24 protein-coding genes are annotated in these 26,798 nt (G+C 40.8%); 9 read left to right on the forward strand and 15 right to left on the reverse strand.

What is annotated here, in order from left to right:
• The first annotated feature begins 23 nt into the window (after window positions 1–23).
• Window positions 24–1,025: a helix-turn-helix transcriptional regulator gene (locus F895_RS20170; RefSeq protein WP_005242370.1), complete on the forward strand. Its 1,002-nt coding sequence runs from the start codon at window positions 24–26 to the stop codon at window positions 1,023–1,025.
• A gap of 337 nt (window positions 1,026–1,362) precedes the next feature.
• Here the strand turns inward: F895_RS20170 and F895_RS06535 are convergent, their stop codons facing one another.
• The 6 genes from F895_RS06535 to F895_RS06510 form a co-directional block, all read right to left on the reverse strand.
• Window positions 1,363–1,680, reverse strand: coding sequence for a putative quinol monooxygenase (locus F895_RS06535; RefSeq protein ID WP_005242372.1), 318 nt, complete (start codon window positions 1,678–1,680; stop codon window positions 1,363–1,365).
• Between the two features lie 78 nt (window positions 1,681–1,758).
• Complete coding sequence (locus tag F895_RS06530) at window positions 1,759–3,078, reverse strand: adenylosuccinate synthase (protein ID WP_005242374.1); 1,320 nt, start codon at window positions 3,076–3,078, stop codon at window positions 1,759–1,761.
• A 59-nt stretch (window positions 3,079–3,137) separates the two neighbouring features.
• Window positions 3,138–4,304: an ATP phosphoribosyltransferase regulatory subunit gene (locus F895_RS06525; RefSeq protein WP_005242376.1), complete on the reverse strand. Its 1,167-nt coding sequence runs from the start codon at window positions 4,302–4,304 to the stop codon at window positions 3,138–3,140.
• 168 nt (window positions 4,305–4,472) lie between these two features.
• Window positions 4,473–5,276, reverse strand: a complete 804-nt coding sequence (locus F895_RS06520) for a shikimate dehydrogenase family protein (RefSeq protein WP_005242379.1) — start codon at window positions 5,274–5,276, stop codon at window positions 4,473–4,475.
• 139 nt (window positions 5,277–5,415) lie between these two features.
• Window positions 5,416–5,739 carry a hypothetical protein gene (locus F895_RS06515; protein ID WP_005242381.1) on the reverse strand — a complete coding sequence of 108 codons (324 nt, stop codon included), beginning with the start codon at window positions 5,737–5,739 and terminating at the stop codon, window positions 5,416–5,418.
• Window positions 5,740–5,778: 39 nt separating this feature from the next.
• Entirely contained in the window at window positions 5,779–6,804 is a 1,026-nt protein-coding gene (locus F895_RS06510; protein ID WP_005242383.1) for a type I glyceraldehyde-3-phosphate dehydrogenase, read from the reverse strand.
• 257 nt (window positions 6,805–7,061) lie between these two features.
• Here F895_RS06510 and alaS point away from each other — a divergent pair, with 257 nt between their 5' ends.
• From alaS to csrA, 3 genes are all read left to right on the forward strand, one after another.
• The gene (gene alaS / locus F895_RS06505) at window positions 7,062–9,752 is read left to right on the forward strand and encodes an alanine--tRNA ligase (protein ID WP_171057815.1); all 2,691 of its coding nucleotides are present in this window, start codon (window positions 7,062–7,064) and stop codon (window positions 9,750–9,752) included.
• 66 nt (window positions 9,753–9,818) lie between these two features.
• Complete coding sequence (locus tag F895_RS06500) at window positions 9,819–11,099, forward strand: aspartate kinase (RefSeq protein ID WP_005242387.1); 1,281 nt, start codon at window positions 9,819–9,821, stop codon at window positions 11,097–11,099.
• A gap of 236 nt (window positions 11,100–11,335) precedes the next feature.
• The gene (csrA, locus tag F895_RS06495) at window positions 11,336–11,599 is read left to right on the forward strand and encodes a carbon storage regulator CsrA (protein WP_004654447.1); all 264 of its coding nucleotides are present in this window, start codon (window positions 11,336–11,338) and stop codon (window positions 11,597–11,599) included.
• 57 nt (window positions 11,600–11,656) lie between these two features.
• Here csrA and rnhB read toward each other — a convergent pair whose 3' ends face one another.
• Entirely contained in the window at window positions 11,657–12,223 is a 567-nt protein-coding gene (gene rnhB / locus F895_RS06490) for a ribonuclease HII (RefSeq protein WP_005242390.1), read from the reverse strand.
• 358 nt (window positions 12,224–12,581) lie between these two features.
• Window positions 12,582–12,965 carry a hypothetical protein gene (locus F895_RS06485; RefSeq protein WP_005242392.1) on the reverse strand — a complete coding sequence of 128 codons (384 nt, stop codon included), beginning with the start codon at window positions 12,963–12,965 and terminating at the stop codon, window positions 12,582–12,584.
• 224 nt (window positions 12,966–13,189) lie between these two features.
• Here F895_RS06485 and F895_RS06480 point away from each other — a divergent pair, with 224 nt between their 5' ends.
• Window positions 13,190–13,744, forward strand: coding sequence for a cytochrome b (locus F895_RS06480; RefSeq protein ID WP_005242394.1), 555 nt, complete (start codon window positions 13,190–13,192; stop codon window positions 13,742–13,744).
• 43 nt (window positions 13,745–13,787) lie between these two features.
• On the opposite strand, the gene F895_RS06475 is transcribed toward F895_RS06480, so the two are convergent.
• The 4 genes from F895_RS06475 to F895_RS06460 form a co-directional block, all read right to left on the reverse strand.
• Window positions 13,788–14,786, reverse strand: coding sequence for an adenosine deaminase (locus F895_RS06475; RefSeq protein WP_005242396.1), 999 nt, complete (start codon window positions 14,784–14,786; stop codon window positions 13,788–13,790).
• Window positions 14,787–14,899: 113 nt separating this feature from the next.
• Window positions 14,900–16,219 carry an NCS2 family permease gene (locus tag F895_RS06470; protein ID WP_005242399.1) on the reverse strand — a complete coding sequence of 440 codons (1,320 nt, stop codon included), beginning with the start codon at window positions 16,217–16,219 and terminating at the stop codon, window positions 14,900–14,902.
• Between the two features lie 326 nt (window positions 16,220–16,545).
• On the reverse strand, window positions 16,546–16,731 hold the full coding sequence (locus F895_RS06465) for a hypothetical protein (protein ID WP_005242401.1): 186 nt from the start codon (window positions 16,729–16,731) through the stop codon (window positions 16,546–16,548).
• A gap of 314 nt (window positions 16,732–17,045) precedes the next feature.
• Window positions 17,046–19,247: a TonB-dependent receptor gene (locus F895_RS06460; protein WP_005242403.1), complete on the reverse strand. Its 2,202-nt coding sequence runs from the start codon at window positions 19,245–19,247 to the stop codon at window positions 17,046–17,048.
• Window positions 19,248–19,530: 283 nt separating this feature from the next.
• Between F895_RS06460 and F895_RS06455 the strand changes: the two genes are divergently transcribed.
• The 4 genes from F895_RS06455 to F895_RS06440 all read left to right on the forward strand — a co-directional run bounded on the left by F895_RS06455 (window position 19,531) and on the right by F895_RS06440 (window position 23,876).
• On the forward strand, window positions 19,531–21,603 hold the full coding sequence (locus tag F895_RS06455) for a TonB-dependent receptor plug domain-containing protein (RefSeq protein ID WP_005242405.1): 2,073 nt from the start codon (window positions 19,531–19,533) through the stop codon (window positions 21,601–21,603).
• A gap of 155 nt (window positions 21,604–21,758) precedes the next feature.
• Window positions 21,759–21,986, forward strand: a complete 228-nt coding sequence (locus F895_RS06450; protein WP_005242407.1) for a DUF6500 family protein — start codon at window positions 21,759–21,761, stop codon at window positions 21,984–21,986.
• 168 nt (window positions 21,987–22,154) lie between these two features.
• Window positions 22,155–23,156, forward strand: a complete 1,002-nt coding sequence (locus F895_RS06445; RefSeq protein WP_005242410.1) for an AraC family transcriptional regulator — start codon at window positions 22,155–22,157, stop codon at window positions 23,154–23,156.
• A gap of 96 nt (window positions 23,157–23,252) precedes the next feature.
• A complete protein-coding gene (locus F895_RS06440; RefSeq protein ID WP_005242412.1) occupies window positions 23,253–23,876 on the forward strand; it encodes a sterol desaturase family protein in 624 nt (207 codons plus the stop codon).
• Between the two features lie 67 nt (window positions 23,877–23,943).
• On the opposite strand, the gene F895_RS06435 is transcribed toward F895_RS06440, so the two are convergent.
• The 3 genes from F895_RS06435 to mnmG all read right to left on the reverse strand — a co-directional run bounded on the left by F895_RS06435 (window position 23,944) and on the right by mnmG (window position 26,783).
• Window positions 23,944–24,285: a DUF5713 family protein gene (locus F895_RS06435; protein WP_005242415.1), complete on the reverse strand. Its 342-nt coding sequence runs from the start codon at window positions 24,283–24,285 to the stop codon at window positions 23,944–23,946.
• Between the two features lie 174 nt (window positions 24,286–24,459).
• Window positions 24,460–24,792 (reverse strand): DMT family transporter, encoded by a 333-nt coding sequence (locus F895_RS06430; RefSeq protein WP_005242417.1) that lies wholly within the window; start codon window positions 24,790–24,792, stop codon window positions 24,460–24,462.
• Window positions 24,793–24,902: 110 nt separating this feature from the next.
• Window positions 24,903–26,783 (reverse strand): tRNA uridine-5-carboxymethylaminomethyl(34) synthesis enzyme MnmG, encoded by a 1,881-nt coding sequence (gene mnmG / locus F895_RS06425; protein ID WP_005242420.1) that lies wholly within the window; start codon window positions 26,781–26,783, stop codon window positions 24,903–24,905.
• Window positions 26,784–26,798: the final 15 nt, after the last annotated feature.

Raw genomic sequence — 26,798 nt, forward strand, 5'->3', positions numbered from 1 at the left:
TCATTAAATTACGTATTACGCTTATGTCATCCGTACAAGAAAAAGAAACCTCCAATAGCCTATATCGCCAATGGCAAATTTTATCTCGTCTTTCGACAGGGAAATGGATGGGCACACGTGAATTACAAGAAATATTAGAACGTGAAGGCATTGATATCAGCTTGCGTACCATTCAGCGTGATTTAAACCAAATTGCTCAACGATTCCCTATTGAAAGCAATAAAACCGTACCACAAGGCTGGCGTTGGCGCTCCGATGCACCAATTCAGAGCTTGCCACATATGACCAGCTCACAAGCCGTCACTTTTATGATGGTCGAAGAACATTTGCGCCACTTGCTTCCCCCCAGTTTATTAGAAGAAATGACACCTTGGTTCGATCTGGCCAAACGTAGCCTATCAACGCAAAACAATGTTAGACAATGGATCAACCGTGTCCGTATTGTACCGGCGACACAACCTTTAATCCCGCCTGTGGTCGATAAACATGCGCAACAGGCAATTTATGAAGGCTTATTGCAAGACAAACAGATCGAATGTATTTATCGTGCACGAACTCATCAAGGTGAAGATAAAACTTATATTTTGAATCCATTGGCTTTAGTTCAAAAAGGTGCAGTGATTTATTTGATTTGTACCCGAAACGATAAAACTGAAGTGCAAACTTTTGCATTACATCGTTTTAAGGCTGCAACTGTATTGGAAAGCCGCGCCTTGCACCCTGTCAATTTTGAGCTTGATAGCTATATCGAATCGGGTGCACTCGGTTTCCGCGTTGACTACAATAAACCAACCGAACAGATCCAGTTAAAGCTGACCATGAGCGAAAGTACGGCCAAAAGCTTCTACGAAAGCCAACTGAGCAGAGATCAAATCATTCAATCCCTAGAGGAGAATATTGTTGAGGTTTCCGCAACAGTCCCGTTCACCTCGCAACTGGTGTGGTGGCTCAGAAGCTTCGGTAAAAAAATCCTCAATATTGAACCTGCAGCGGTCTACAATGCAGTGAAAGAGATTGAACAATAATCCTAATAAAAAAGAGAACCTTTCGGTTCTCTTCGATTTTTTATAAATTTTATTATCAAACACTCAGTATTATTATTGTTTAAATGTTCAAACCAACCTCTCTCCCCGCCTTGATCAAAATTGGTTTGTACCTTTTTAAGCGCTTAGATTTAAATCAACATCGGCACGCCAATTCATAGCCATTGTAGCGAATTCTCTTTTTGGTCATTATTAAAACCCTCTTTGTTTGAACGTAAAGCTAATATAACGAGGATTTTTCAGGCTGTGAAATAATAAAGATGGGAATTCAAAGCTGTTTTTTTGCTATTGCTGGTTTGGGATCAAGAACTCAATTAAATTACTTAGTTTCTTTATGGGGCAATAAAACCTCAAAACGATGTAGATGGGTAAAACGCCCTATCTGTACTTGATATTGATCAATTTGCGGCACTAATCTTTGGAAATGTTCAGATTGCACATGTAAATCCAGTGCTTCACGATTTATCCATTCTTCAATAAAAACAAAATGTCCTCTTTGCTTATGATCATGATAAAGATCATAAGCAATGCATCCTGCTTCGGTTCTAGTTTTCTCAATCAGTTCCTGATAAAGCGGTAAAACCCTATCAATATGTTCTGGTTGAATAAAGTCTTCAGCAATCAGTTTCAGAGTCACACCCTAACCTCTCACTTGAAATTTTCCCCATAAAAAAAGCCCTCAAAATGATGAGAGCTTTTTTATCATCGACTCAGCTTATGCTGAAAACGGATGACGTAATACGATTGTTTCTGCACGGTCAGGGCCTGTAGAAACGATATCAATTGGGCAACCAATTAAAGTTTCGATACGGCGCACATATGCCAATGCATTTGCAGGAAGTTGCTCGATTTGAGTCAAGCCAACAGTCGACTCGCTCCAGCCCGGCATGGTTTCATAGATAGGTTTCAAGCTTTCGAATGAAATCGCATCAGAAGAACCTGCACAACCTGAATCCACATCTTCATAACCGACACAGATTTTTACTTCTTCCAAACCATCTAGTACATCAAGTTTAGTTAAGCAAATACCAGACAATGAGTTCACTTCAACTGAACGACGTAGGATCTCAGCATCGAACCAACCACAACGACGTTGACGGCCAGTAGATGCACCAAATTCATGACCAACCGTACCTAAGTGACGACCAATCGCATCGCCAGTATCTGTTGCTGCATCATAGTGCAACTCAGTTGGGAATGGACCTGCACCGACACGTGTTGTATAAGCTTTAGTGATACCCAATACATAGTCTAAATGCAATGGCCCCATACCTGAACCAGAGCTTACACCACCCGCAGTGGTATTTGAACTGGTTACAAATGGATAAGTACCATGATCGATGTCAAGCAATGAACCTTGTGCGCCCTCAAACATGATTGCCTTACCTTCTTTACGGTAATCATGTAACACTTTAGTCACGTCAATGACTAATGGTGCAAGCACTTCACGCCATTCATTACAAAGTGCAAGAACATCTTCAAACTTAACTTCGTCAACACCATAGAATTGAGAAAGCTGGAAGTTATGAAGCTCAAGCATTTCCTTGAGTTTTTCTTCAAGCAATGCACCGCCACGAATCAAATCTGCGACGCGTACCGCACGTCGTGCAACTTTGTCTTCATATGCAGGGCCGATACCACGACCTGTCGTACCAATTTTGGCATTGCCACGTTTTTTCTCACGTGCTTGGTCAAGCGCGATGTGGTTTGGCAAGATTAATGGACAGTTTGGAGAAACACGTAAACGCTCCTTAACAGGTACGCCTTCTTGTTCCAAAATCGCCATTTCTTTAATTAATGCTTCAGGAGAAAGAACGACACCATTGCCAATTAAGCACAATACGTTTTCACGTAAAATACCTGATGGAATGAGGTGTAATACAGTCTTCTTACCACCTACGACAAGAGTATGTCCTGCGTTGTGTCCGCCTTGATAGCGAACTACCGCAGCCGCTTGATCTGTGAGCAGGTCGACGATTTTACCTTTTCCTTCGTCGCCCCATTGGGTACCAAGTACCACAACATTTTTGCCCATAATAGCCTCATTACATCATGCTGTTAAAATTGGAAACCAAGTCTTGAGTGACTTGGCAATTAAATTTTTTCAATCACCCATTGCCCGTTTTGAGACACCAACTGATGGGTCGCATAAGGCACTGAGCTTAAATCATCATTACCTAACAATTGCACCACACGTAAACCTTGGCTACGCGCATCTACAATTGCATTTAATAAATCTTGGTCTTGGCCTTTTGGGGCAACTACAGTTTCAATTTCAACAAACTGAGTTGCACCTAAAGCATATAAATCACAACTAAAACCGGTTGCTGGACGGGCACGACCAAAGTGCTCACCAATACCATCATAACGCCCACCTTGTGCCAGTGGTGCTGCACGATTTGGTGCATAGATGGCATACATCAAACCTGTATGGTAGTGATAACTACGCAACTCCACTACGTCGATGCCAACATTGAGGTCAGACCAACGCGACTGGATTTGCGCCAATGTCGATTTCAATGCATCCAATGCAGTTTTAAAATCAACATCGCTTAAAATATCTTGGCTTAAATGCGCCTGTAATGCATCAAGGTCACTTGCATAACGACCTAATGCATAAAAATCCGTACCCATTGCTAAATCTTGGGTAAACGCCTCAAGCTCTGGCAATGCTTTACGCTGATATAAATCAGAAAGTTCACTTTCTGTATTTTTATTTAAACCAGCACGTTTCACCAAACTACGGAATAAACCGACATGACCGAGGTCTAAGTGAGCCCCTTCTAAAGTATGGGTATGCTCAATTAATGCGAGCATGACATTGATCATTTCAACATCAGCCTCAATGCTGTCATGACCATACAACTCTGCACCTAACTGTAATGGTGCACGTGTTGCATTAAAATTCTGTGGTTTAGTATGCAAGACTGAACCTGCATAGCAATAACGCGCTACGCCTTCAACTGGGCGTACATGAGCATCGATACGTGCCACTTGCGGTGTCATATCCGCACGAACACCAAGTAGACGACCTGAAAGCTGATCAATGACTTTGAATGTAACTAAATCCAAATCTTGATTAGATTCTGAAAGTAACGAGAGCGATTCGATATACTCAATAAATGGTGTATACACCAATTGATAACCTCGAACTGCGAGGAAATCTAACGCTTCTCGACGCAAGGTTTCAACCACTTGCGCTTGTTCTGGCAATACATCTGCTACCCCGTCAGGGAGCAACCATGTCTCTGAAATGGCCATGTTCCAAACCTAAAATCTGTTCAATGTGGAAGCATCCACACAAAAAGCAACCACATAAAAAAATCGGGAGTACGCCCGATTTCTCTAAGTCTAACACGTTAGTGAATACCATGCACAAAAAATTTAGACTAATCTGGATTTAGCTGTATAAATTTTAAAATCATATTTTCAACATCTTTTCTGCATAAATAATTCAAGCATTAAACTGAGCTGTCCCTCAAGCATGGCTTTTCCAAAATGTATTTGGGTGTGTTGCTCAGCCAGCGTTAATAACTTTGTTTTTTCAACTGTTACAACACATTCTGCCACCATTTTTGCTTTTTTAATTATATCTTCTGTCGTTGGCAATGGATCTGCTTCATTCATGCCAAGCGGAGTTGCATTAATAAGCAAATCAAAATGCTCAACCACTTTTTCATTAATTTTGATCTTAATATTTTTAAATTTCGCCTGTAGATGATGTTTTAATTTTTCAGCCCGTTCATGAGAGCGATTCAAAATATTGAGTTCCAAACATTCTTCAGCCAATAAGGCATATGCAATTGCTGAAGCAGCTCCACCAGCACCCATCAAAACGCAGCGCTTATTTTTCAATACATATCCGTTGCTTTTCAGACCTGCAACAAAACCAACTCCATCAAAGTTATATCCATGCAAACTTGCATCTGGCTGACGGTAGATTAGATTGCATGCTTCGATAAACTTTACTTCACTTTCATATGAATCAATTAAAGAAATAATCTGCTGTTTATATGGCATGGTCACAACTGCTCCAACAAAGTTATGAATTTTTTTGATGCCGTCTATTGCATCCTTTAAATGTTCTGGAGAGATGTGAAAACCAATTGCAATATATTCTCCCAGCAATCCTCTATTTGCTAATAATTGATTCATCAACTCTGGCGTTTTAGCTTTTTCAATCGGATCACCAATTAAAACGATTAACTTTGTTTTCCCATTTATATTGATCAATTTAATCCCCTTATTTTTATTAGTATTATATTAAAAATAGAACCTACTTAAGTTCCACCTTGGGTTTCGCTCCACATAATCTTACAAATGAGCTTATTTTTACTACTAAACACTAAGTCTCAAGATTCAAATTTTAAACTTAGCTATCATCTTTAAGATTTTTAGGTGTCTGTATCAACACCTCCAAAACATTCACCAGCTCAACATTTTGTTTTTCTAAAGCAGTAATATTGACTACAGTGCGATCTAGTACCTCTTGTTGTACATGCATCTTCTTAGCGAGATCCTGCATGATTTCCAGACTCTTTTTCAGGTGTAATTCCAGATGCAGTACTTTTTCTTCAAGTTGTTGCACCTGAACATCTTGGTTTCGTACGTCTACGCTTTTAAACTGAAACCAGAATAAAAAAGCCACCGCCAACAATAAAACAGCAATAAATCCCCAAACCAACATCAATGTCATGCAATACCCCACATTATTATTTATATCTTATTTAAAATATTAATTACAAAAAGATTCACACAAATCCAGCAAGCGATTTGCATATCCCCATTCATTATCATACCACGCAAAAACTTTTGCTTGATGCCCCACCACCATGGTCTGGGTTAAATCAACAATTAGAGAATACGGTGAATGATTAAAGTCACTCGAAACCAGATCTTCATCTGTCACTTGCATAATCTGCGCATAATCAAATTGTGCAGCTTTGCTCAAAACTTCATTGATTTTATGCACGGTAATCGGCGAATGTGAAACAAAAGTAAGATCAATCGCTGCCACATTAATGGTCGGTACACGAATGGAATAACCATTGATCCGATCTTCCATTTTCGGCATGACCTGCTTCAATGCACCCAAGGCACTTGATGTGGTTGGAATAATATTTTGCCCAGACGCACGTGCACGACGTAAATCCCGATGCGCATGATCCAATACCGATTGATCTGCCGTAACTGCATGGATTTCTGTCATTAATGCCGTATCAATACCAAAGGCATCATCAATAATTTTGACCAATGGTACCAATGCCTGTGTAGTACATGAAACACTAGAAATAATTTGATCTGAGGCTTTAACCTCGTTGTGATTGACACCATAGACAATCGCCGCATCGACCGAATCAAAAGGTGCAGCACCAATAATCACTCGCTTCGCACCCGCTTCAACATGACGAGTGGCATCAACCCGTGAGCGGAATAAACCTGTACATTCAAGTACTACATCAATATCTAAGTCTGCCCACGGTAATAATTCAGGCTGGGCCTGTTTAAAAACCTGTAGCTTTAACTGGCGTTGGTTGGACTGAATATTCAGAAAAATATGCTGGTTTTCAATCTGAATCTCAACTTTTCCGGCAAAACGCCCATGCGTGGTGTCATATTTGAATAAATGCACCAAGGTCTGCACATCAGCAATATCATTAATGGCAACGATATCAAACTGAAATTGCTTAGGACTCTCAAACCACGCACGTAATACATTCCGACCAATTCGACCAAATCCATTGATAGCGATACGTTGCATGTAACGTCCTTCTTCATCAAAACATCATCTTTTCTATGCTATATGGTAAAACATCAAGCGCATTGTTGAATATAGATTTTTAGCTTAAACACAGTTTTATATGATATTGCTTGTAAAATCGTTGGTGAGGCGGGTATTTTCCGTTATAATTTAGCACTTTTAAAATCTATGCCACGCACTGGGTTCGATTGTAGAACATTAGACACAACGTACCTTGTTGCAAATAGCCAAATTCAAAATTATGGAGTGTCTTGGTTGTGAGTACTCGCTTTATGACATCAGCTGAAATCCGTGAAGCATTTTTGCGTTATTTCGAATCGCAAGGGCATACACGTGTCGCTTCGAGTTCTCTGGTTCCCGCCAACGACCCAACTTTGCTGTTTACCAATGCTGGTATGAACCAGTTTAAAGATTGCTTCTTAGGTTTAGAAAAGCGCGATTATGTACGTGCTGTTTCATCACAAAAGTGTGTCCGCGCCGGCGGGAAACACAATGACCTCGACAATGTCGGTTATACCGCACGTCACCATACCTTTTTTGAAATGTTAGGTAACTTCTCTTTCGGTGATTATTTCAAACAAAATGCGCTGAAATTTGCTTGGGAATTTTTGACCAGCGAACAGTGGTTGGGCTTACCGAAAGATCGCTTATATGTCACGGTTTATCACACCGATGATGAAGCATTTGATATCTGGAACAAAGAAATCGGAATCGATGCTGAACGTATTATCCGTATTGGTGACAATAAAGGTGGTCAATACGCATCAGACAACTTCTGGGCTATGGGTGACACCGGTCCATGTGGTCCATGTTCTGAAATTTTCTTTGATCATGGAGACCATATCTGGGGTGGCTTACCAGGCACGCCTGAAGAAGATGGCGACCGTTTCATCGAAATCTGGAACAACGTTTTCATGCAGTTCAACCGTACTGCAGATGGTGTCATGCACCCTCTTCCAGCACCTTCTGTTGATACAGGTATGGGCTTGGAGCGTATTTCGGCTGTACTGCAACATGTCAATTCAAATTATGAAATTGACCTGTTCCAACACTTATTAAAAGCTGCGGCTGACATCATTGGTCTAGATACCACTGCAATTGAAGCAGAAGCGAAAGCTCAAAATAAACCAGTTGAATACCCAGCTTCATTAAAAGTCATTGCTGACCATGCTCGCTCATGTTCATTCTTGATTGCTGATGGTGTTAACCCTTCAAACGAAGGTCGTGGTTATGTATTGCGTCGTATCATTCGTCGTGCGGTCCGTCATGGTAACAAGCTAGGCGCAACCGGTTCATTCTTCTATAAGATGTTGCAACCGCTGATTGAAGTGATGGGCGATGCCTATCCAGAGCTTGCTGCACAGCAAGCGCGTATCGAAGCACAATTGCTAAAAGAAGAAGAACAATTCGCGAAAACACTTGAGCAAGGCTTAAAATTGCTCGAAGGTGAATTGGCTCAACTGAAAGGGACTGTCATTCCAGGTGAAACAGTATTTAAACTCTACGATACTTATGGCTTCCCGACAGACTTAACAGCTGATATCGCACGTGAACGTGATCTGACGATTGATGAAGCCGGTTTCGAAGTAGAGATGGCAGCACAACGTCAACGTGCGCGTGATGCAGGTAAATTCGCAGTTGACTATAACAGCATTGTCAAAGTTGAAGGCGAAACTCAATTTGATGGCTATGATGCGACTCAGGGTCAAGGTCAAATTGTTGCAATCTATAAAGATGGCGTTCAAGTTGATGAAATCAATGAAGGCGACGAAGCGCTTATCGTATTGAACCAAACCCCTTTCTATGCAGAAAGTGGCGGTCAAATCGGTGACACAGGTCTATTCAAAAATGATACTGGTATCTTTGAAGTTCAAGATACTAAAAAATCTGGTGGCGCTTTTGTACACCAAGGTATCGTGACTATGGGTAACCTCAAAGCGACTCAGAACGTAGACGCGACGGTTAAAGCGGATATTCGTGCAGCAACAGCACGCAACCACTCTGCAACTCACCTCTTACACGCTGCTTTACGCCAGATTCTAGGTGCGCATGTGCAGCAGAAAGGTTCTTTGGTTGCGAGCGATATTTTACGTTTTGACTTTGCCAATGACCAACCTGTTTCATTTGAACAATTGCAACAAATTGAGCGCTTAGTCAATGCCGAAGTTATTGCCAATACTGCGGTAAGTACTGAGTTGCTTGATATCGAAACAGCCAAAGCCAAAGGTGCGATGATGCTGTTCGGTGAAAAGTATGGTGAAGAAGTTCGCGTACTGTCTATGGGTTCAGTAATTGACGAGAAAAACTTCTCAATCGAACTGTGTGGTGGTATTCACGTGAAGCGTACAGGTGACATCGGCCTGTTCAAAATCACTTCTGAAGGTGGTGTTGCTGCGGGCGTTCGTCGTATTGAAGCCGTGACGGGTACTAAAGCACTTGAAGTCGTTCAAAAAGCTGAAACAGATATCCAAACGATCAATGGCTTATTAAAAGCACAGAAAGATCAAACAGTAGAAAAAGTTGAAGCAATTGTTGAAACTGCTTCTAGCTTACAAAAGCAAATCGAACAACTGAATCAAAAGTTAGCCAGCTTCCAAGCAGCAGAACTCCTGGATCAAGTGAAAGACATTGCCGGTCGTCAAACGTTGATTACCACGGTACAAGGTTTAGATGCCAAATCATTACGCAATTTGCACGATAGCGTGAAATCAAAATTGGAAGATGCAGTCATTATTTTAGCTGGCGTTGAAGGTGATAAAGTGAGTTTAATCGCCTCTGTCGCTAAACAATATACTGCAACTCTAAAAGCAGGTGACATCATCAAACACTTGGCTCAAGAGCTAGGTGGTAAAGGTGGTGGCAAACCTGACTTAGCACAAGGTGGCGCGCCACTAAACGAGAAGTTTGATCAAGTGATTGCAGCATTACCTGCTTGGCTTGAACAATAATCAAGACTTCACTTTTGTGTAACTGACCCTGATGCCTCTCAGGGTCATGGCTTATATGGAACAACTATGGCATTAATCGTACAGAAATATGGCGGTACTTCTATGGGTACTCCTGAGCGCATTTTAAATGTTGCTCGTCGTGTCAAGCGTTGGCATGATCATGGTCACAAAGTGGTCGTGGTTGTTTCAGCAATGAGTGGTGAAACCAACCGCCTACTTGCGCTTGCCAAGGCCATTACCAGCACCCCTGACCCACGTGAATTAGATCAAATGGTGTCAACGGGTGAACAAGTAACGATTTCCATGTTAGCAATGGCACTGAATTCAATTGGCGTAGAAGCGAAGTCATATACAGGTCGTCAAGTTGGGATTAAAACCGACAGCGCGTTTACTAAAGCACGTATTGAATCAATTGATACTGATGTTATGACGGCTGATTTAGATGCAGGTCGTGTCATCGTCGTTGCTGGTTTCCAAGGTTATGATGCCAATGGCAATATCACCACTTTAGGTCGTGGTGGTTCTGATACTTCTGGTGTTGCACTTGCAGCAGCCTTGAAAGCAGATGAATGCCAAATCTATACTGATGTGGATGGTGTTTACACTACTGATCCACGTGTTGCACCAAAAGCAAAAAAAGTTGACCGTATCTCTTTTGAAGAAATGCTGGAAATGGCATCTTTAGGCTCAAAAGTGTTACAAATTCGCTCTGTTGAATTCGCAGGCAAATATCAAGTTCCATTACGTGTATTATCGAGTTTTGATAATGAAAACGATGGTGCATTTGACGAAGATTTCAAACAAAATGTAGGCACACTAATTACCACTGAGGCAGAAGACGACATGGAACAACCAATCATTGCAGGCATTGCATTTAACCGTGACGAAGCAAAATTAACAATTTTGGGTGTTCCAGACGAACCAGGTATTGCGTCTAAAATCTTGTCACCAATTAGTGATGCCAACATTGAAGTGGATATGATTATCCAAAATGTTGAAGAAGATGGTACAACTGATTTTACTTTTACTGTAAATCGCAACGACTTAGCGAAAGCAAAAGCGATTTTAGAACAAACAGCAAATAGCATTGAAGGTTGTGAAGTTGTGACCCGTGACGACATTGTAAAAGTATCAATCGTCGGTGTAGGTATGCGCTCTCATGCTGGTGTCGCGAGTAAAATGTTCACTGCTTTAGCCGAAGAAAGCATTAATATTCTCATGATTTCTACATCAGAAATCAAAGTGTCTGTCATCATCGAAGAAAACTATTTAGAGCTAGCAGTTCGTTGTTTACATACAGCTTTTGGCCTAGATCGTGAACACGGTGAAAGTAGCGCTCGTGCTTAATTATTAGCTGCTTAAACATATTTACTCGCAAGTAAATAAGAAAAAAAACAGAGCCACTATAGTTTTTTTTATAGTGGCTCTGTTATATTAGCTCTGAGGTTTTAAGAAAATTCTCACAGAACTTACGAAAAAGAATGTTTTTTACATATTTCTGTTAGAATTTTCTGTATATTAGGCTGTGCTTTCAAACAATGAATTCCCTGTCGCAAGTTTAAGCGTTTAGCAAGGAGATAAACATGCTGATTCTGACCCGTCGTGTCGGAGAAACATTAATGATTGGGGATCAAGTCAGTGTTACTGTGCTTGGCGTAAAAGGCAATCAAGTGCGTATTGGTGTAAATGCTCCAAAAGAAGTCTCTGTACATCGTGAGGAAATTTACCAACGCATCCAACATGAACGTGCCATGCATGAGCATCTGCAACATCTTGATCAAGATTATCAACATTCTTATGAAGAAGAGAATAACGAGTTCCCTCGTCATAATAACTTCAATCGTTAATGCGCAGAATTCTTCTCGAATAATTAAAGCGACTATCCTTAGTCGCTTTAATTATTTTTATACCCCTAAAGCTTTCTTCACTGGGCCATAGCTGCGTCGATGTTGCTCAATCACACCATGGGCCGCAATCGCTTCAAAGTGTGCTTTAGTTGGATATCCTTTGTGTTTAGCAAAACCATAATCTGGAAATTGCTGATCAAGTTCTTGCATCTGACGATCACGTGTCACTTTAGCCAAAATACTTGCAGCACTGATCTCTGCATGACTGGCATCCCCTCCTACAATCGCTTCACATGGAATCGTTATTCCTTTTGGAATTTGATTACCATCCACGATCACTTTTACGGGTGGAGTATCCAATGCTTCAACTGCACGACGCATTGCCAGAAAAGTGGCTTGTAAAATATTGAGCTCATCAATTTCAGCATGAGTTGCTTCGGCAATTGACCAAGCAAGTGCTTTTTCCTGAATTTCAACAAAAAGCTTTTCCCGTTTTTTTTCGGTCAACTTTTTAGAATCATTCAAACCTTCAATCGGATTATTTGGATCTAAAATAACTGCGGCAGCGACAACAGAACCCACCAAAGGGCCTCGCCCCGCCTCATCCACACCAGCAACTCTCATTTCATCTTTCCATTCACATCTTCAATTCACATATCTCATAGCCATCTCCATCTTATTCAGATTTTTATCCGGCCTTAAATCAAATGACAAAGCCATACATACCCTGACTAGTGCTGTTGAAGTACATTCAAAGTGATTAAATGCACTATAAGCTTGGGTAGAGACATGCTGCCCAACCAATTAACTCAGTCTTGGTCAATCTTATCGTTGTAGATATGGTTTTGAAATATGCGCTGGAGCACATTAAATTTGACCAATTTTCAGGTCTTTTATTCGGTGTACTCATAGCATTCTCACACATCCATTCTACGCAATGTGTGATTTTCAAGAAGCAGGCTGATAACTCAGCCTTTTCCGCTTAACTTGCTTTCTTTAACGTCTCTGCAACACAAGCATTTACGGTCTGTGAAACTACTTGAGTCACAATCGTTGCACGTGCAGTCGGATCAATTGCAGCAGTAGCCAATTCAACAGCTGTAACGCTATTTGGCGCTTTTTCGCTGACACAACCACATACTTCAGTCTGGATATTGTCACGTTGTTCGGTTGTCATCAAACGTGTCGCTGTCTTCCATGCTGGAAGAGTATTGATTTCATTAATACATTTTGCATTTACAGCAACTTTTAGTGCAGCCATACCAAGCTGCTGAGAAGTTGTTCCTGCAGAGTTACTGCCATTTGGCGTAACGCATCCTGTTAAAGCTAAAACAACAGGGGCAACTATAAGCACCAACTTTTTCATGATTTCTAACCTGTATCTAAATTTTGGCAGGCGTATTGTGCCTAAACGGCACATTTTATGATATGACTCTAGCTAATCTTTACATAATATAACAATTATAACTTAAGATTACCCTTTTGACCGTTCCAAGCATAAAACGCTCCGTTACATTTACACTGTAGGAGAACCTCAACGGGATATCTATTATTAAAAATAATTACCTATAACAAAGCCAGGATGTTGCAATGTCAAGCTCAGCACAATATTACACTCGCACGGCACAAGTTATTCATTGGCTCATGGCTGCTATTTTCATTGTCGCCTGGTTGATTGGTTTCTATAGTGGTAACTTCCTCAGTTATGACGTTGATGGAAGCCTTAAGGGCAATGTGATTACCCTACATAAAAATATCGCCACCACCATTATCTTTCTGGTCGTTATCCGTATTTTTTGGCGCTATACCCACCCTGTCCCACAACTTCCCGATACCATGTCACCAATGATGAAAACCTTGGCACATGTTGGACATTTCTTGCTTTATTTAATGCTGCTTGCACTTCCAATTACAGGCTGCTTATTTAGCTGGAGTGCCGGGCATCCCGCACCAGTCTTGTACTTATTCGAAATTCCACGCTTAGTGCAAGACAATCCAGACTTGCTCGCCATTGTAAAACCTTTACACATCTACCTCTCTTGGTTTGCGGGTTTACTGGTGGCTGGACATGCTTTAGCTGCCATTAAACATCACCTGATTGATAAAGATAATGTGTTACTTAGCATGTTACGCCAGCCTAAATAAATTTTAGGCTTTAAAAAAAACCGCTTAACGCGGTTTTTTTAATTTAGATCTTTTTCACTTCTGCAATCCACTTTTGTTTTTCTTCATCAGAAATGAATGAAGCCTCAAAAGAATTAATTGCCAATTGTTTTAATTCATCATTGCTCAAATCCAGAGCCTGCTGAATTGCAACAAAGTTATCATTCATATAACCACCGAAATACGAAGGATCATCCGAGTTCACAGTGACATGCACACCCTTCTGCAATAAACGACGGATGTTGTGATCAGCCATATCATTTACGACACAGAGTTTTAAATTACTTAAAGGACACACGGTCAAAGGCATTTTTTCAGCAATTAAACGTGTCATCAAACGCTCGTCCTCTTCTGAACGTACGCCATGGTCAATACGATTCACTTTCAGCAAATCTAACGCTTCCCAGATATATTCTGGTGGGCCTTCTTCACCGGCATGCGCCACAATCAAGAATCCTGCCTCACGCGCTTTGGCAAAAACACGTTCAAATTTCGATGGTGGATGCCCGACTTCACTTGAGTCCAGACCAATTGCAATAATGTCATCTTTGAATGGCAAAGCTTGCTCAAGCGTTTCAAAGGCCTTTTCTTCGCTTAAATGACGCAAGAAACACATGATCAATTGAGAACTAATCCCTAATCTGTCCTGAGCATCCTTACACGCACGTTTTAACCCCGCCAACACGGTTGCAAACTCAACCCCACGCTCAGTATGCGTTTGCGGATCAAAGAACATTTCGGTATGTACCACACGATCTTCAGCACATTTTTCGAAATATGCCCAAGCAAGATCATAAAAATCTTGTTCATGTACCAGCACGTTTGCACCAGCGTAGTAGATATCAAGAAATGATTGAAGATTATGGAAGTTATAGGCTTGCTTCACTTCTTCCACAGATTGATAAGGAATCTGAATCTGATTACGCTGTGCAATAGCAAACATCAGTTCTGGTTCAAATGTCCCTTCAATATGCACATGCAATTCGGCTTTGGGTAAAGCACGAATCAGCTCGATTTGATTCATAGTAACTCCACGTCTAAAGAAAAAAGGGTGTAACCAATATGGACACCCTTTTCGGGTTCTTTGCTTAAACAGCAATTCAAGCAAAGAATTATTAAAGAATAATAAAGATTGGATTAACCGCCAAATGCAGCAAATTTAAATACCCAAAGCGCAGCAATGATCCAAACCATATACGGTACTGTCTTGGCCTTGCCTGTTAACAATTTCACTAGAGCATAGCTAATAAAGCCCATTGCAATACCATCTGCAATTGAATAAGCAAATGGCATAAATACGATGGTTAAAAATGCTGGAACTGCTTCAGTGATATCATCCCAATCAATGTTGGTAATCCCTTGGATCATTAGCACGCCAATGAACAATAATGCAGGTGCTGTTGCAAAACCAGGTACAGATTGCGCCAAAGGTGCCAAGAACAAACAGCCAATAAACAGGAAAGCAACCACCACAGCCGTTAAACCTGTACGACCACCAGCGGCAACGCCCGAAGCCGACTCAATATAAGGCGTTGTTGATGAAGTTCCTAATGCTGCGCCAGCAACAATTGCGGTTGAATCAGCAAAAAGTGCTTTCTTCAAACGTGGTAACTTACCATCTTGCAGTAATCCTGCACGGTGCGACACCCCAACCAAAGTACCCGTACTATCAAATAAATCGACAATAAAGAATACAAAAATCACGCCGACCATACTGGCAGTAAATAGACCTTCAAAATCCATTTGCATGAATGTTGGTGCAATCGAAGGAATCTCCCCAACCACACCTTTAAAGTCATTTAATCCCATCATTGTTGCAATTGCTGTCACAGCCAAGATACTGATGATAATCGCACCTCGTACTTTAAACTGATGCAGCATAACAATGAGCAGGAAACCAAATAAAGCAAGCAATACGGTTGGTTGTTTAATATCGCCAAGGCCAACCAAAGTCGCTTGGTTTGCCACGATAATGCCCGAGTTTTTCAAGGCAACCAATGCCAAGAACAAACCAATACCACCACCAATGGCAAATTTAAGTGACATTGGAATTGCATTGACGATTGCTTCACGAATTTTGAAGAAGCTGATCGCAAGGAAGATAATCCCTGAGACAAAAACAGCAGCTAATGCAGTTTGCCAAGGCACGCCCATGCCCAAACAGACAGAATAGGTAAAATAGGCATTTAAGCCCATACCAGGTGCAAGTGCGATTGGATAATTCGCAATAATCCCCATGACCAAACACCCAATTGCTGCAGCCAAACAGGTCGCAACAAACACAGCACCATGATCCATGCCTGTTTCAGAGAGAATGAGTGGGTTTACAATGATGATGTAACACATCGTTAGAAATGTAGTTACACCTGCTAGAACTTCTGTTCTAAAGTTGGTTTTGTTATCGCTCAATTTAAATAAGCGTTCTAGCAAACCAGCCGAAGCATTAGGCGTTGTCATAACATAGCACCTGTTGAAATCTAAGATCGTAGAATGTGAAATCTATACGTTTGTGTTTGCAATCTTTTTTGAATGTACACAAAAAGGTACGCAAGGCGAGAAGCAATCTATATGCCAGCTTTGCACTTGCTACGCAGAGAATATGTATAAATCCGATTCCGATATCAAAACGTAAAAAGCCGCATAACAAGATGCAGCTTTTTATTGAATGGCAAATATTTTAACAGATTCTATTCAAAACTTGAGTAGCTCAATACAAAAAAAGCGCATTTCATGCTCAATCTCGGTTCATTGAGTTAAGAATAGTCTCATATACCGTACCAAAACTAATGACTACGCTGATATGAGGATAAATGCGTATGCGGATTATGTTGTATTGTGTTCAAGCTGTTTTCAGCATCTTGAACAATTTTTAGTAGCTCTTGACGTTTCTTCGCTTGGGCATCCACATAAGCAACATAACCCAAAATGAACACAAAAAAGGCCAAAGCAATCGCAATTTTAATCTTCATTATTATTATCTCTATTATAAAGTTTTCTTTAATGCTAACAAAAAAGAAGGTAAACGAGAACAAAAACGCATATTAAAATCACAAATGATAACTACATCACAATTATATAGCTATTTTAATAATTTTTCCGCTTAATTTTCGCTCAATCAAATATTAGAATATTCCAGTTTTTTTAGCAATTACATTTTATATAATTCAATAAGATAGATATAAATCACATCTTTCTTGTAGAAAAAATAGTTTATTTTCAGTATGTAAAAACAAAAGAGCACTTTCCCTTAGAAAAGTGCTCAACGTCACAACAACTATTTAGCTTAGAACTGGTAGTTCAAACGCACTAAAAAGTTACGTGGCGTGCCTGGCATAGATTCTGAACGCCAATACTCTTTATTGGTCAAGTTATTCACAGCTAAAGTAATGTTCCAAGGATTAGCGCTATATCCAATTGCAGCATCTAAACGTCTGAAACCTGCAAAATCGGTTGGTTGTCGATCCAAGTTACCATTTAGATAGATTTTGGCATCCCCAACATAGGTTGCTCCCACCTCACCATAAATTTTATCGGTTGGAAGATAACGAACAAAAAGATTCCCTGTATGACGAGGTGTGTTATTTAATTCTTTCCCAACATTTTGCTGTTTAGGATCTTTAGTAACCTCGGTATCCATATAGCTATAACCACCACGTACAAAAAGATTGTCTAAAGCACGTCCAATAAAGCTAAATTCAATCCCCTTAGATTGATGCTGACCACCCACAGCCCATTCATTTGGCATATTGTCAGGATTTGGTTGATAGCGGATATTGTTCTTACGAATGTCAAACACAGAAAACTGGGTATTTAAACGATCATTTAGCCAATCACTTTTTACACCCACCTCATATTGCTCATTGTATTGTGGTTTCGCATCAAATGTATCTACATCTGTATTTGCAGAGACAACATTTACTCCTACTCTCCCACCAAATGGCGCAAAACTCTTGCTATAAGATGCATAAAAACTCTGACTCTCTACGGGTTGCCAAATAAAACCGATATTGGGGCTAAAGCTTTCACCCTCAATACTACGATGATAATCCAGAGCTTCACTTGATTTTAAACGATTGGTGGTTTCAGACTGATAATAGTCATAACGACCGCCCAACATCATTTTAAAATAATCATTAAAACTGATAAGGTCTTGAATAAACACGCCATAACCTTCGCCTTGATTATAATTATGTGTATTTAAGATTAAGTTGCCAGAACCTCTTGAACTACTTCTTTCACCTGTTAGCGGATTAACATAACCATAAATAGCAGCACCATCTTTCTTATTGGCTAAAAGTGGTTCCCGCTGTTCATAAGTCCAGTCTGCACCGACCAATAGATTATGCTTAATACGGCCTGTACCAAATTCGCCACGAATATCAAAAGTATTGCTGGTAGTTTTATTATCAGTTTTCTGCCAATAATAAATTTGCGAAATATCACCAACATGGCCTTTGCATGTACCCGCATTTGTTATTGCTGTACCGTCTGTCTTACATAAACCACCCGCATAGAAGTGGTCAAAGTTTTGCTCTGCTTGGCGATAACTGAGTGCCCAATGAAAATTCCAGTTGGGTGCAAACTCGTAATTCAGGTCAGAACGTGCAACTTGTAAAACATCATTCACATAGTCGCCGTCTTGAGCAAAACCTGTTTTAATCGAAGTTCCTTTTGGAAGTGCCGTATAAGAGGGGCCACGATCTGGCACGCGATGCAATTTGTCGTAGGTATACTGCATGGTCCAAGTTAGACCTTCATCATTTTTATAGGTAAAACTTGGTGAAAGCATCTCAATCTTATTTTCGATACCCGAACGGAAGCTATTCGATTCGCCATATTCGCCAGTTAAGCGAACAGCAACGTTATCTGTGAGCACTTGGTTTAAATCAACTGTTGTTCCATAGTTATCATATGAGCCAGCATAAATCCCCACTGAGCTTTTTGAATCAAAATTGGCGAACTTACTGACCATATTGATGACCCCACCACCTGAACTACGGCCATAAAGTACAGATGCAGGGCCTTTTAATATTTCAATACGTTCAATATTTGCAGTACTACGGCGAACCTGACCACTTTCACGAATACCATCACGATAAATATCGCCACTATCCGCATTAAAGCCTCTTAGATTAATTCCATCACCACGCATGTCATAACTGGTTGATACCCCTGGCGTCCCCTGTAGCATGACACTCAGATCATTAGACCCATAAATTTTATATTTTTGCACATCGATCGTATCGATGGTTTGCGGAATGTCTTTTTTCTTGAGGCCATTACGGGTGACACTTGCCTGATCATAATCGATATAGCTTTTGATCGGATCCAGCTCACTCATTGCTTCAATTTTAATGGTTGGCATCACGGCAGTTGATGACGTGGCCTCATTTGCAGCAGCATATTGGGCCTGAAGGAGCATCAAGCTAAGCAAGCTAAATTTAAAAGCGGGCTTGCTCATCAAAGTTGGATAAAAATAACGCATAAAATTCTCAAAAAATTCAGACAAAAATTAAAAAAAGATTAAAAATAAAAACAATTACAATTTTAATAAAAATCATTCTCATTTTCATCATTTTTTACATTAAATTTTGACTAAACAGGCCATTTATTATTCATTTAAAATAAAGGCTTGCTTTTTTAGTCTTCTGAAAAATTCTAAAAATATTATTTAAATCTTTGAGTTAGTCCTTATAAATTCCATTTTTCTACACAATTTTACATTAGGCTACAGCCAAAATAATTTGATCTTTTTTTGGGGTTTTAGAATGAAATATTCTGTTTATTGTGGAAAGCTCAGTGTGCTGAGTACAGCGTTATTGAGTATCAGTGCTTCAATTTTTGCATCTGAGCCTCAGCCTGAGGCTCCCTCTTCCACCCCCTCAGAATCAAATACACAAGTTTTGCCAACACTTTCATTCAAAGCTTCAGCAGAGCCTAAAAAAGTAAAAGATGATGACATTAGTGCCGTACCTAAAACGGTTATTACCCGTGAAGAAATGCTTCAATATGGGGATCAATCAGTTATGGATGCATTACGACGCGCTGCTGGCTTTCAGATTTCCGCTTTTGGACAAGGTCCTCGCGGTGGCAGTGGCGCTTCGGGAATGCGCTTTCGTGGTGGTGGCGCGCCCACTTTTTTAGTCAACGGCGAACCTGTTCAAGGTGGCCCACGTGGCGGTATGTCTGTCATTGATACCATCACTCCGGAAATGATCGAACGAATCGAAGTCATCAAACAGCCGAGTGTCGCACAGGCTTCGGTCGCCTCCTCTGCCGTGATCAATATTATTTTGAAAGAACCGCTAGATACCCGTTTAAACGGCACAGTAAAAATAGGCTATGGTTTACGTGATAGCGGTGAACAACAAGCTGAACGCAAACAAATTAACATTCAAGCGGATGGGCGTGAAAACCAGTGGTCATACAGTGTTTCAGCCAATCAAATGTGGATGGATAACACCTCGGTCACCAAGACAGAAACGGCAGCAGGAACGCGTGAGCAACTTCGTACCACTAACCGTACCATGCAAATGTTCTCTCCCCGTTTGCAATATGATCTGGATGACCAACAAAAACTGATTGCAGAATTGTTCTATCGCAATATCAAAATGGATGGCTATTCGGCCAATCAAACTCAGGATGACAAGAATGATAGTATTCGTTTAAACACCCGTTATGAACGTAAAGATAAAGACCTGAGTGATAAGATTCGACTCTCTGTCGAGCGTCAAACGGAGACACAACGGACTCGCTCTATAGCCAGCACTATCTATACAGATGAAACCGTGAACCAGTATGGGTTTGCTTATGATGGTGTACGAAAGTTAGATAAAGATCGCCAAGTCAAATTTGGTTTTGATACCCGTAGTAATGAACTGGACAGCAATGTCAGTAAAAGCCTAGATGAGCAACGTTATGCTGTTTATGCTGAAGGCAGTTGGCGTTTCACCGAGCGTCAAACCTTGACTTTAGGGGCCCGTCAAGAATGGCTCAACCGTTCTGGCTTGGTCGATTATCAAGATCAGCATCTCAGTCCTGTTTTGGCATACCGTTTTGACCTGACTGAACAATGGTCAATTCAGACCAACTTAAGCCAAGCATTTAAAAGCCCCAATACAGATCGGCTTGTCCCGAATGTTACTGTCTCAACCGATAGTGATGCAGGTAGCCTGAATAATCCTGATCGTGGTGGTAATCCAAATCTAAGACCAGAAAAAATTCGTGCAGCCGAATCAACCCTTGCCTATGACTCCGCCAGTGGTGGTATCAGCCTAACCGCGTATCATCGTGAAATTAAAGATTACATCGAGAAAGTCATCGCACTGGAAGGTACACGTTTTGTGGAACGACCACAAAACCAAGATCAGGCCACGACTTATGGGGTTGAACTCTCTGGACGCTATGCGCTAAAACAAACCGAAACTGGGCATTCATTTATGCTTAATGGACAACTATCGACGATTCGCGCCAAAATTGAAGATGGGCAGCATAATGAGCGTCTGGTCAGCGATGTAGCACCTTATAATACCAGTGCAGGCTTATCCTATAGCTATAAGCCATGGCAACTATCATCCAGTATGAATGTCAGTTATACCCCTGAATTTACGCGAGCTTTGGATGGTCAGCCCTATGATAGAACCACCAATCAGCGTTTCAGTTTAGACCTCAGTGCAACCAAACGTTTTACTCATGGCTGGGCAGCCAGCCTCAATCTCAATAACCTATTAAGTACTCACTATAAAGAGCGCTTAACCAACCAAGTCGATGGTAGCCTCTATCAAGCGCGAATCAATGAGAGTATTCCGTCCTTCCAGTTGACCTTAGAGAAAAAGTTTTAAGCCAACTCTCTTAAAATGATTCAAATACTTAAAGCCAGCTGATCCACACTGGCTTTTTTAATTCCAGCGGAACGCTTAAACCAAATGATAACAATCACTTGTATTAAAAATGTTACGCTCTTCTGCCAAATTTATCCTTCAGAATCTAGAGCAATATGAGAGCTGAATTAAAAGCCAAAATCATCGAAGTCTGCGATGAAAAAATAGCAAAAAAAGGCGAAAACGTCGGGCTTTCTTTTTATGCATTTTTCGCCAATAAAAATGATGATCCTGAACGTCTGATGGAAGCTGCCCACTGGTGGATCATGGAACATCGACTGGACCATTTTGAAAAAGCCAGCAAGATTAAAACATTGGTTTTAGCTAAATCCGATTGCCTCTAAGGCTCATACACGACACTTTGATAACACTGTTGAAATGACTGAGTAAGCATAATTAACAAAGTATTTATCTTCACATAAGTACCTTCCTTGCTCGAATTTAAACTCGCTCTATTTCTATATTAAAAAGAACAGCGTATATTATTTCAAAACACATCTTTATCCTGTTTTATGACTTCAAGAAAAACCAGTGATGCAGGTATCTTTTTATGGATGGTCTATCAAACCATGCAAAAAATGGATCTGGATGCCGCCGCTATTTTTGCTCGTGTTCATTTACCTGATCAGCCCCCTGATAAATTTGTTCGACGGGACAACGCCACCCAACAGCGTTTTTGGCAAGCAGCGCAACAGATCAGTCAAGACTCTGATATTGGCTTACATATTGGTGCGAATATTCCACCATTTCGCGGACAAGTGATTGAATATCTTTTTTTGAGCAGCCCCACGTTTGGTGAAGGTTTAAAACGTACCATCCGTTATCAAGCCTTACTTACCGACGCGATGTCCTTCCAACTCGACCTCATTAGCGAAACAACAGCGACGATCTCAGGTCTCAATCACCCTGTACGGCATTACTTGGAATGTGCGATTGGGATTTTACTCAATTTTTTTAAATACATCAGCGAAGGAACTTTTACACCCACTGAAATTGGTCTACCTTACCCTGATGGTGCGCATCAAGAGGAATATCAAAAAGTATGGGGATGTCCAGTCAGGCTCGGCCAAAGTAATGGCTACATTTGCTTTGATCAGAGTCAATTAGCAACCCCCTCTGCTGCACATGAACCTGAACTGTTAAAAGTACATGAACACCATGCTGCCGCACAGCTTGAGTTACTAAACAAACACCAGCTTATAAACGAAATCGAAAAAATCTTGGCCAGTGGTTTACTAGAATCTGGTGAATTTGATCAGAACATCATTGCTGAGTATTTAGGACGCAGTGGGCGTAGTTTAAGGGCTGATTTACAACTGTTAAATACCAGCTATGAAAAAGTCATCGCGCATTATCGGGAACGTCTGGCACGACGATTACTTTCTCAAACCGAAGAAAGCATCGACCAGATTGTTTATCTCACTGGCTTTTCTGAACCATCAGCATTTTCCAGAGCATTTAAACGCTGGACTGGTGAAACACCTACGGCGTATCGTCAACGCAAACAAGTTTGAATTGATTTAACAGGCTGATAAAAGCTGCCAGATGGGTCAAAATAATTCCTTCAAACCGTCTTAAAATCCGAACCATGTATTACAAGGTAATCTCTCATGATCGGTTTTCCAGTCGGTATTTTTATTGCTAATGGTATGGAATGGTATTTTCACAAAGTATGGTTACATGAATTTCCAAGCAAAAATAGAAATAGTCCATTCTTTACCCATATTGCTCACCATAAACGTGCTCGTTTAAATCGCTTTTATGATGAAGGTTATGCCGAATCGATGTTTAAAAACTCGGAAATGTATAATGAAAAATCAGCACTTATCGGTTTAGCTGCTGCATCTACGATTTTTCTGCCTGTTGCACCATTCTTTACCGCAGGGTTGTACTATGGTATCTGGAATTATTGGAAGGTGCATGCCAAATCACACCTAGATCCAGAGTATGCGAAAAAAAGAATCCCTTGGCACTACGATCATCATATGACCAGCAACCAAAATGCCAACTGGTGTGTGACTAAGCCATGGTTTGATTATATTATGGGAACGCGAGTGATGACGGATGCGTCAGAGACAGAAACCAATCCATTGGCAATCAACATGCCAAAGTGGTTAGAGCAAAGGGCGAACCGTGCTGCTCGCCGCTTATTGCCTAAAGCGTATGCTCAAATTGATGCCAATACGCAATTTGATCAACAAAATTTAAAACAAGGGATTGAAGTTAGCTTGTAGATAGTTCGCGGAGTAGAAAAAAACCGAGTATCTCAATCACTCGGTTTTTCTCTTGTTTTATTCAACTTTACCAATCTCGAGTTGCAATAATTTCCTCTTTATCAGCATTCTCAAAACCATAGGCAGCAGCAATAACATCAAAGTCATGACCAATAGCCTCTCTGGCAGCCGTTTCTATTTCACTCTCCTGCTCCCAAAACTCTTCTTGTAATTCATTGAATTGCTCAGTGGCCACATGCGTTAGCTTATATAGCTCGGCTAATGTCTTAGGTTGCGTTAGCTCAATCTGCTGACATAGTGAAATTAGGATTCGCTCACCTTTCTTGACTAAATCATTAGGAAAATATGAATCGGCATACATATCTACTAAAAAAGAATAGTTCGCCATTTTCTGATTACCAAGCTGCATTTATTTTGATCCTTTTCTTAATATTGTTTAATAAAATTAACATATATTTTTATCAAAGCTCAATTTTTAAATAAGCTAATTGAATAGCCTCAGCCTCATCCTGTTCAAAAAAATTTAAGATTCTGGCTGAGGGGAATTGAGTAAAGAAAATTAAAATTCCATGTAAATTAGGGTCTAATGCGAACTCGTTTTAGACAATAAATTTAAGATCAATACGCCACTCATAATCAACACAATACCAATAATGCCCCAAACATCTAGTTTTTGATCAAATACAAACCACGCAACAGTAGTAATCAAAACGATACCCACCCCAGACCAGATCGCATAAGCAACACCCACTGGAATGGTTTTCAATGTTAATGACAAACAATAAAATGCGATGATATAGCCCACCACGACAACAATTGAAGCAAGTGGTTTGGTAAAACCCTCACTGCTTTTTAAGGCTGATGTTGCAATCACTTCCGCAGTAATAGCAATGAATAAAATAACCCAATTGTTCATTTACCTATCCCCTACGATCAATACAGCCGACCCAATGATATATACAAGAAAAAACACCCTTATGATAAAGGGTGTTTTTTAATATTGATGTCAACAAGTTTAAAACAAAATTAAGCTGACTTCTTTGCCATATTATTTTTACGCATCGTAATCATCAGTAACTGTACAGCTGCTGGTGTTACACCCGGAATACGGCTTGCCTGCGCCAGTGTTTCTGGACGAACTGTTTTCAATTTTAAGGTAATTTCACGTGATAAACCTGAAATACCCTCATATTCAAAATCAGCTGGAATTTTGGTTTCTTCAAGGCGCTTTAATTGTGCAACATCTTCATGTTGACGATTAATATAACCTTGGTATTTCACTGCAATTTCAATTTGCTCACCCACATGTTCAGACACGTCTGAACCCGTTAATTCGGCAATTTGAGCAAAGTTGATATTTGGGCGTTTTAATAAATCGATCGCACTACATTCTTTACTAAGATCAGCACCTGTCATTTCAATGAACTTTTTCCCCATTGGATTGTTTGGTGCAGCCCATAGATGTTGTAAGCGAGAGGTTTCACGCTCAACTGCTTCCATTTTTTCGCTATAAGCAGCCCAACGCTCATCATCAACCAGACCCAGTTCACGACCAATAGACGTTAAACGCTGATCAGCATTGTCTTCACGCAACATCAAACGGTATTCCGCACGTGAGGTGAACATACGGTACGGTTCTTTTGTCCCTAAAGTAATAAGGTCATCAACCAATACACCCATATAAGCTTGATCACGTTTTGGTGTCCATTCTTCTTGTTCCCACGCACGGCGTGCCGCGTTTAAGCCCGCAAGCAAACCTTGTGCACCTGCTTCCTCATAACCGGTAGTCCCGTTGATTTGACCAGCAAAGTACAGATTTTGAATCGCCTTGGTTTCAAGTGTGAATTTCAATGCCTGTGGATTAAAATAGTCATATTCAATTGCATAGCCTGGACGCAAGATATGTGCATTTTCCATACCACGGATCGAACGAACCAAATTGAACTGTACGTCAAATGGCAAAGAGGTCGAAATCCCGTTTGGATATAGTTCATGCGTATCCAAACCTTCTGGTTCCAAGAACACTTGATGTGAATCTTTATCAGCAAAACGATGAATCTTATCTTCAATCGATGGGCAATAGCGTGGCCCTACACCTTCGATCACACCAGTATACATTGGTGAACGATCAAGTCCGCCACGAATAATTTCATGGGTTTTTTCACTGGTATGCGTGATATAGCAATTCACTTGCTCAGGGTGCATTGACGCATCACCCATAAATGACATGACAGGAGATGGGAAATCACCCGGTTGAGGGGTCATCACCGAAAAGTCGACAGTACGAGCATCAATACGTGGTGGTGTCCCGGTCTTTAAGCGCCCAACAGGAAGTTTAAGCTCGCGCAAACGGTGCGCCAAAGCAATCGATGGTGGATCGCCTGCACGGCCACCACTAGAGTTTTGTAAACCAACATGGATCACTCCACCCAAGAACGTACCTGTCGTCAACACCACTGTTTTAGTGTCGAAACGAATCCCCATTTGCGTCACAACACCCTTAACGGTATCGCCTTCAACAATGAGGTCATCGGCGGCTTGTTGGAAGATGTCCAGATTGGCCTGATTTTCTAGCGTATCGCGAATCGCAGCTTTATAACGAACACGGTCGGCTTGGGCACGTGTTGCACGCACAGCCGCCCCTTTACGGGAATTTAGAATACGGAATTGAATACCGCCTTTATCCGCTGCAAGTGCCATAGCACCGCCAAGTGCATCGATTTCACGGACAAGATGTGATTTACCAATACCACCAATCGCTGGGTTACAGCTCATCTGCCCCAAAGTTTCAATATTATGCGTTAACAATAATGTTTGTCTTCCCATACGTGCCGCAGCAAGCGCTGCTTCCGTACCTGCGTGTCCGCCGCCAATTACGATAACGTCGTAAACTTTAGGATAGTGCATAGTGGTAAATGTGTA

Source organism: Acinetobacter sp. CIP 64.2, from assembly GCF_000369645.1.
GTDB lineage: Bacteria > Pseudomonadota > Gammaproteobacteria > Pseudomonadales > Moraxellaceae > Acinetobacter.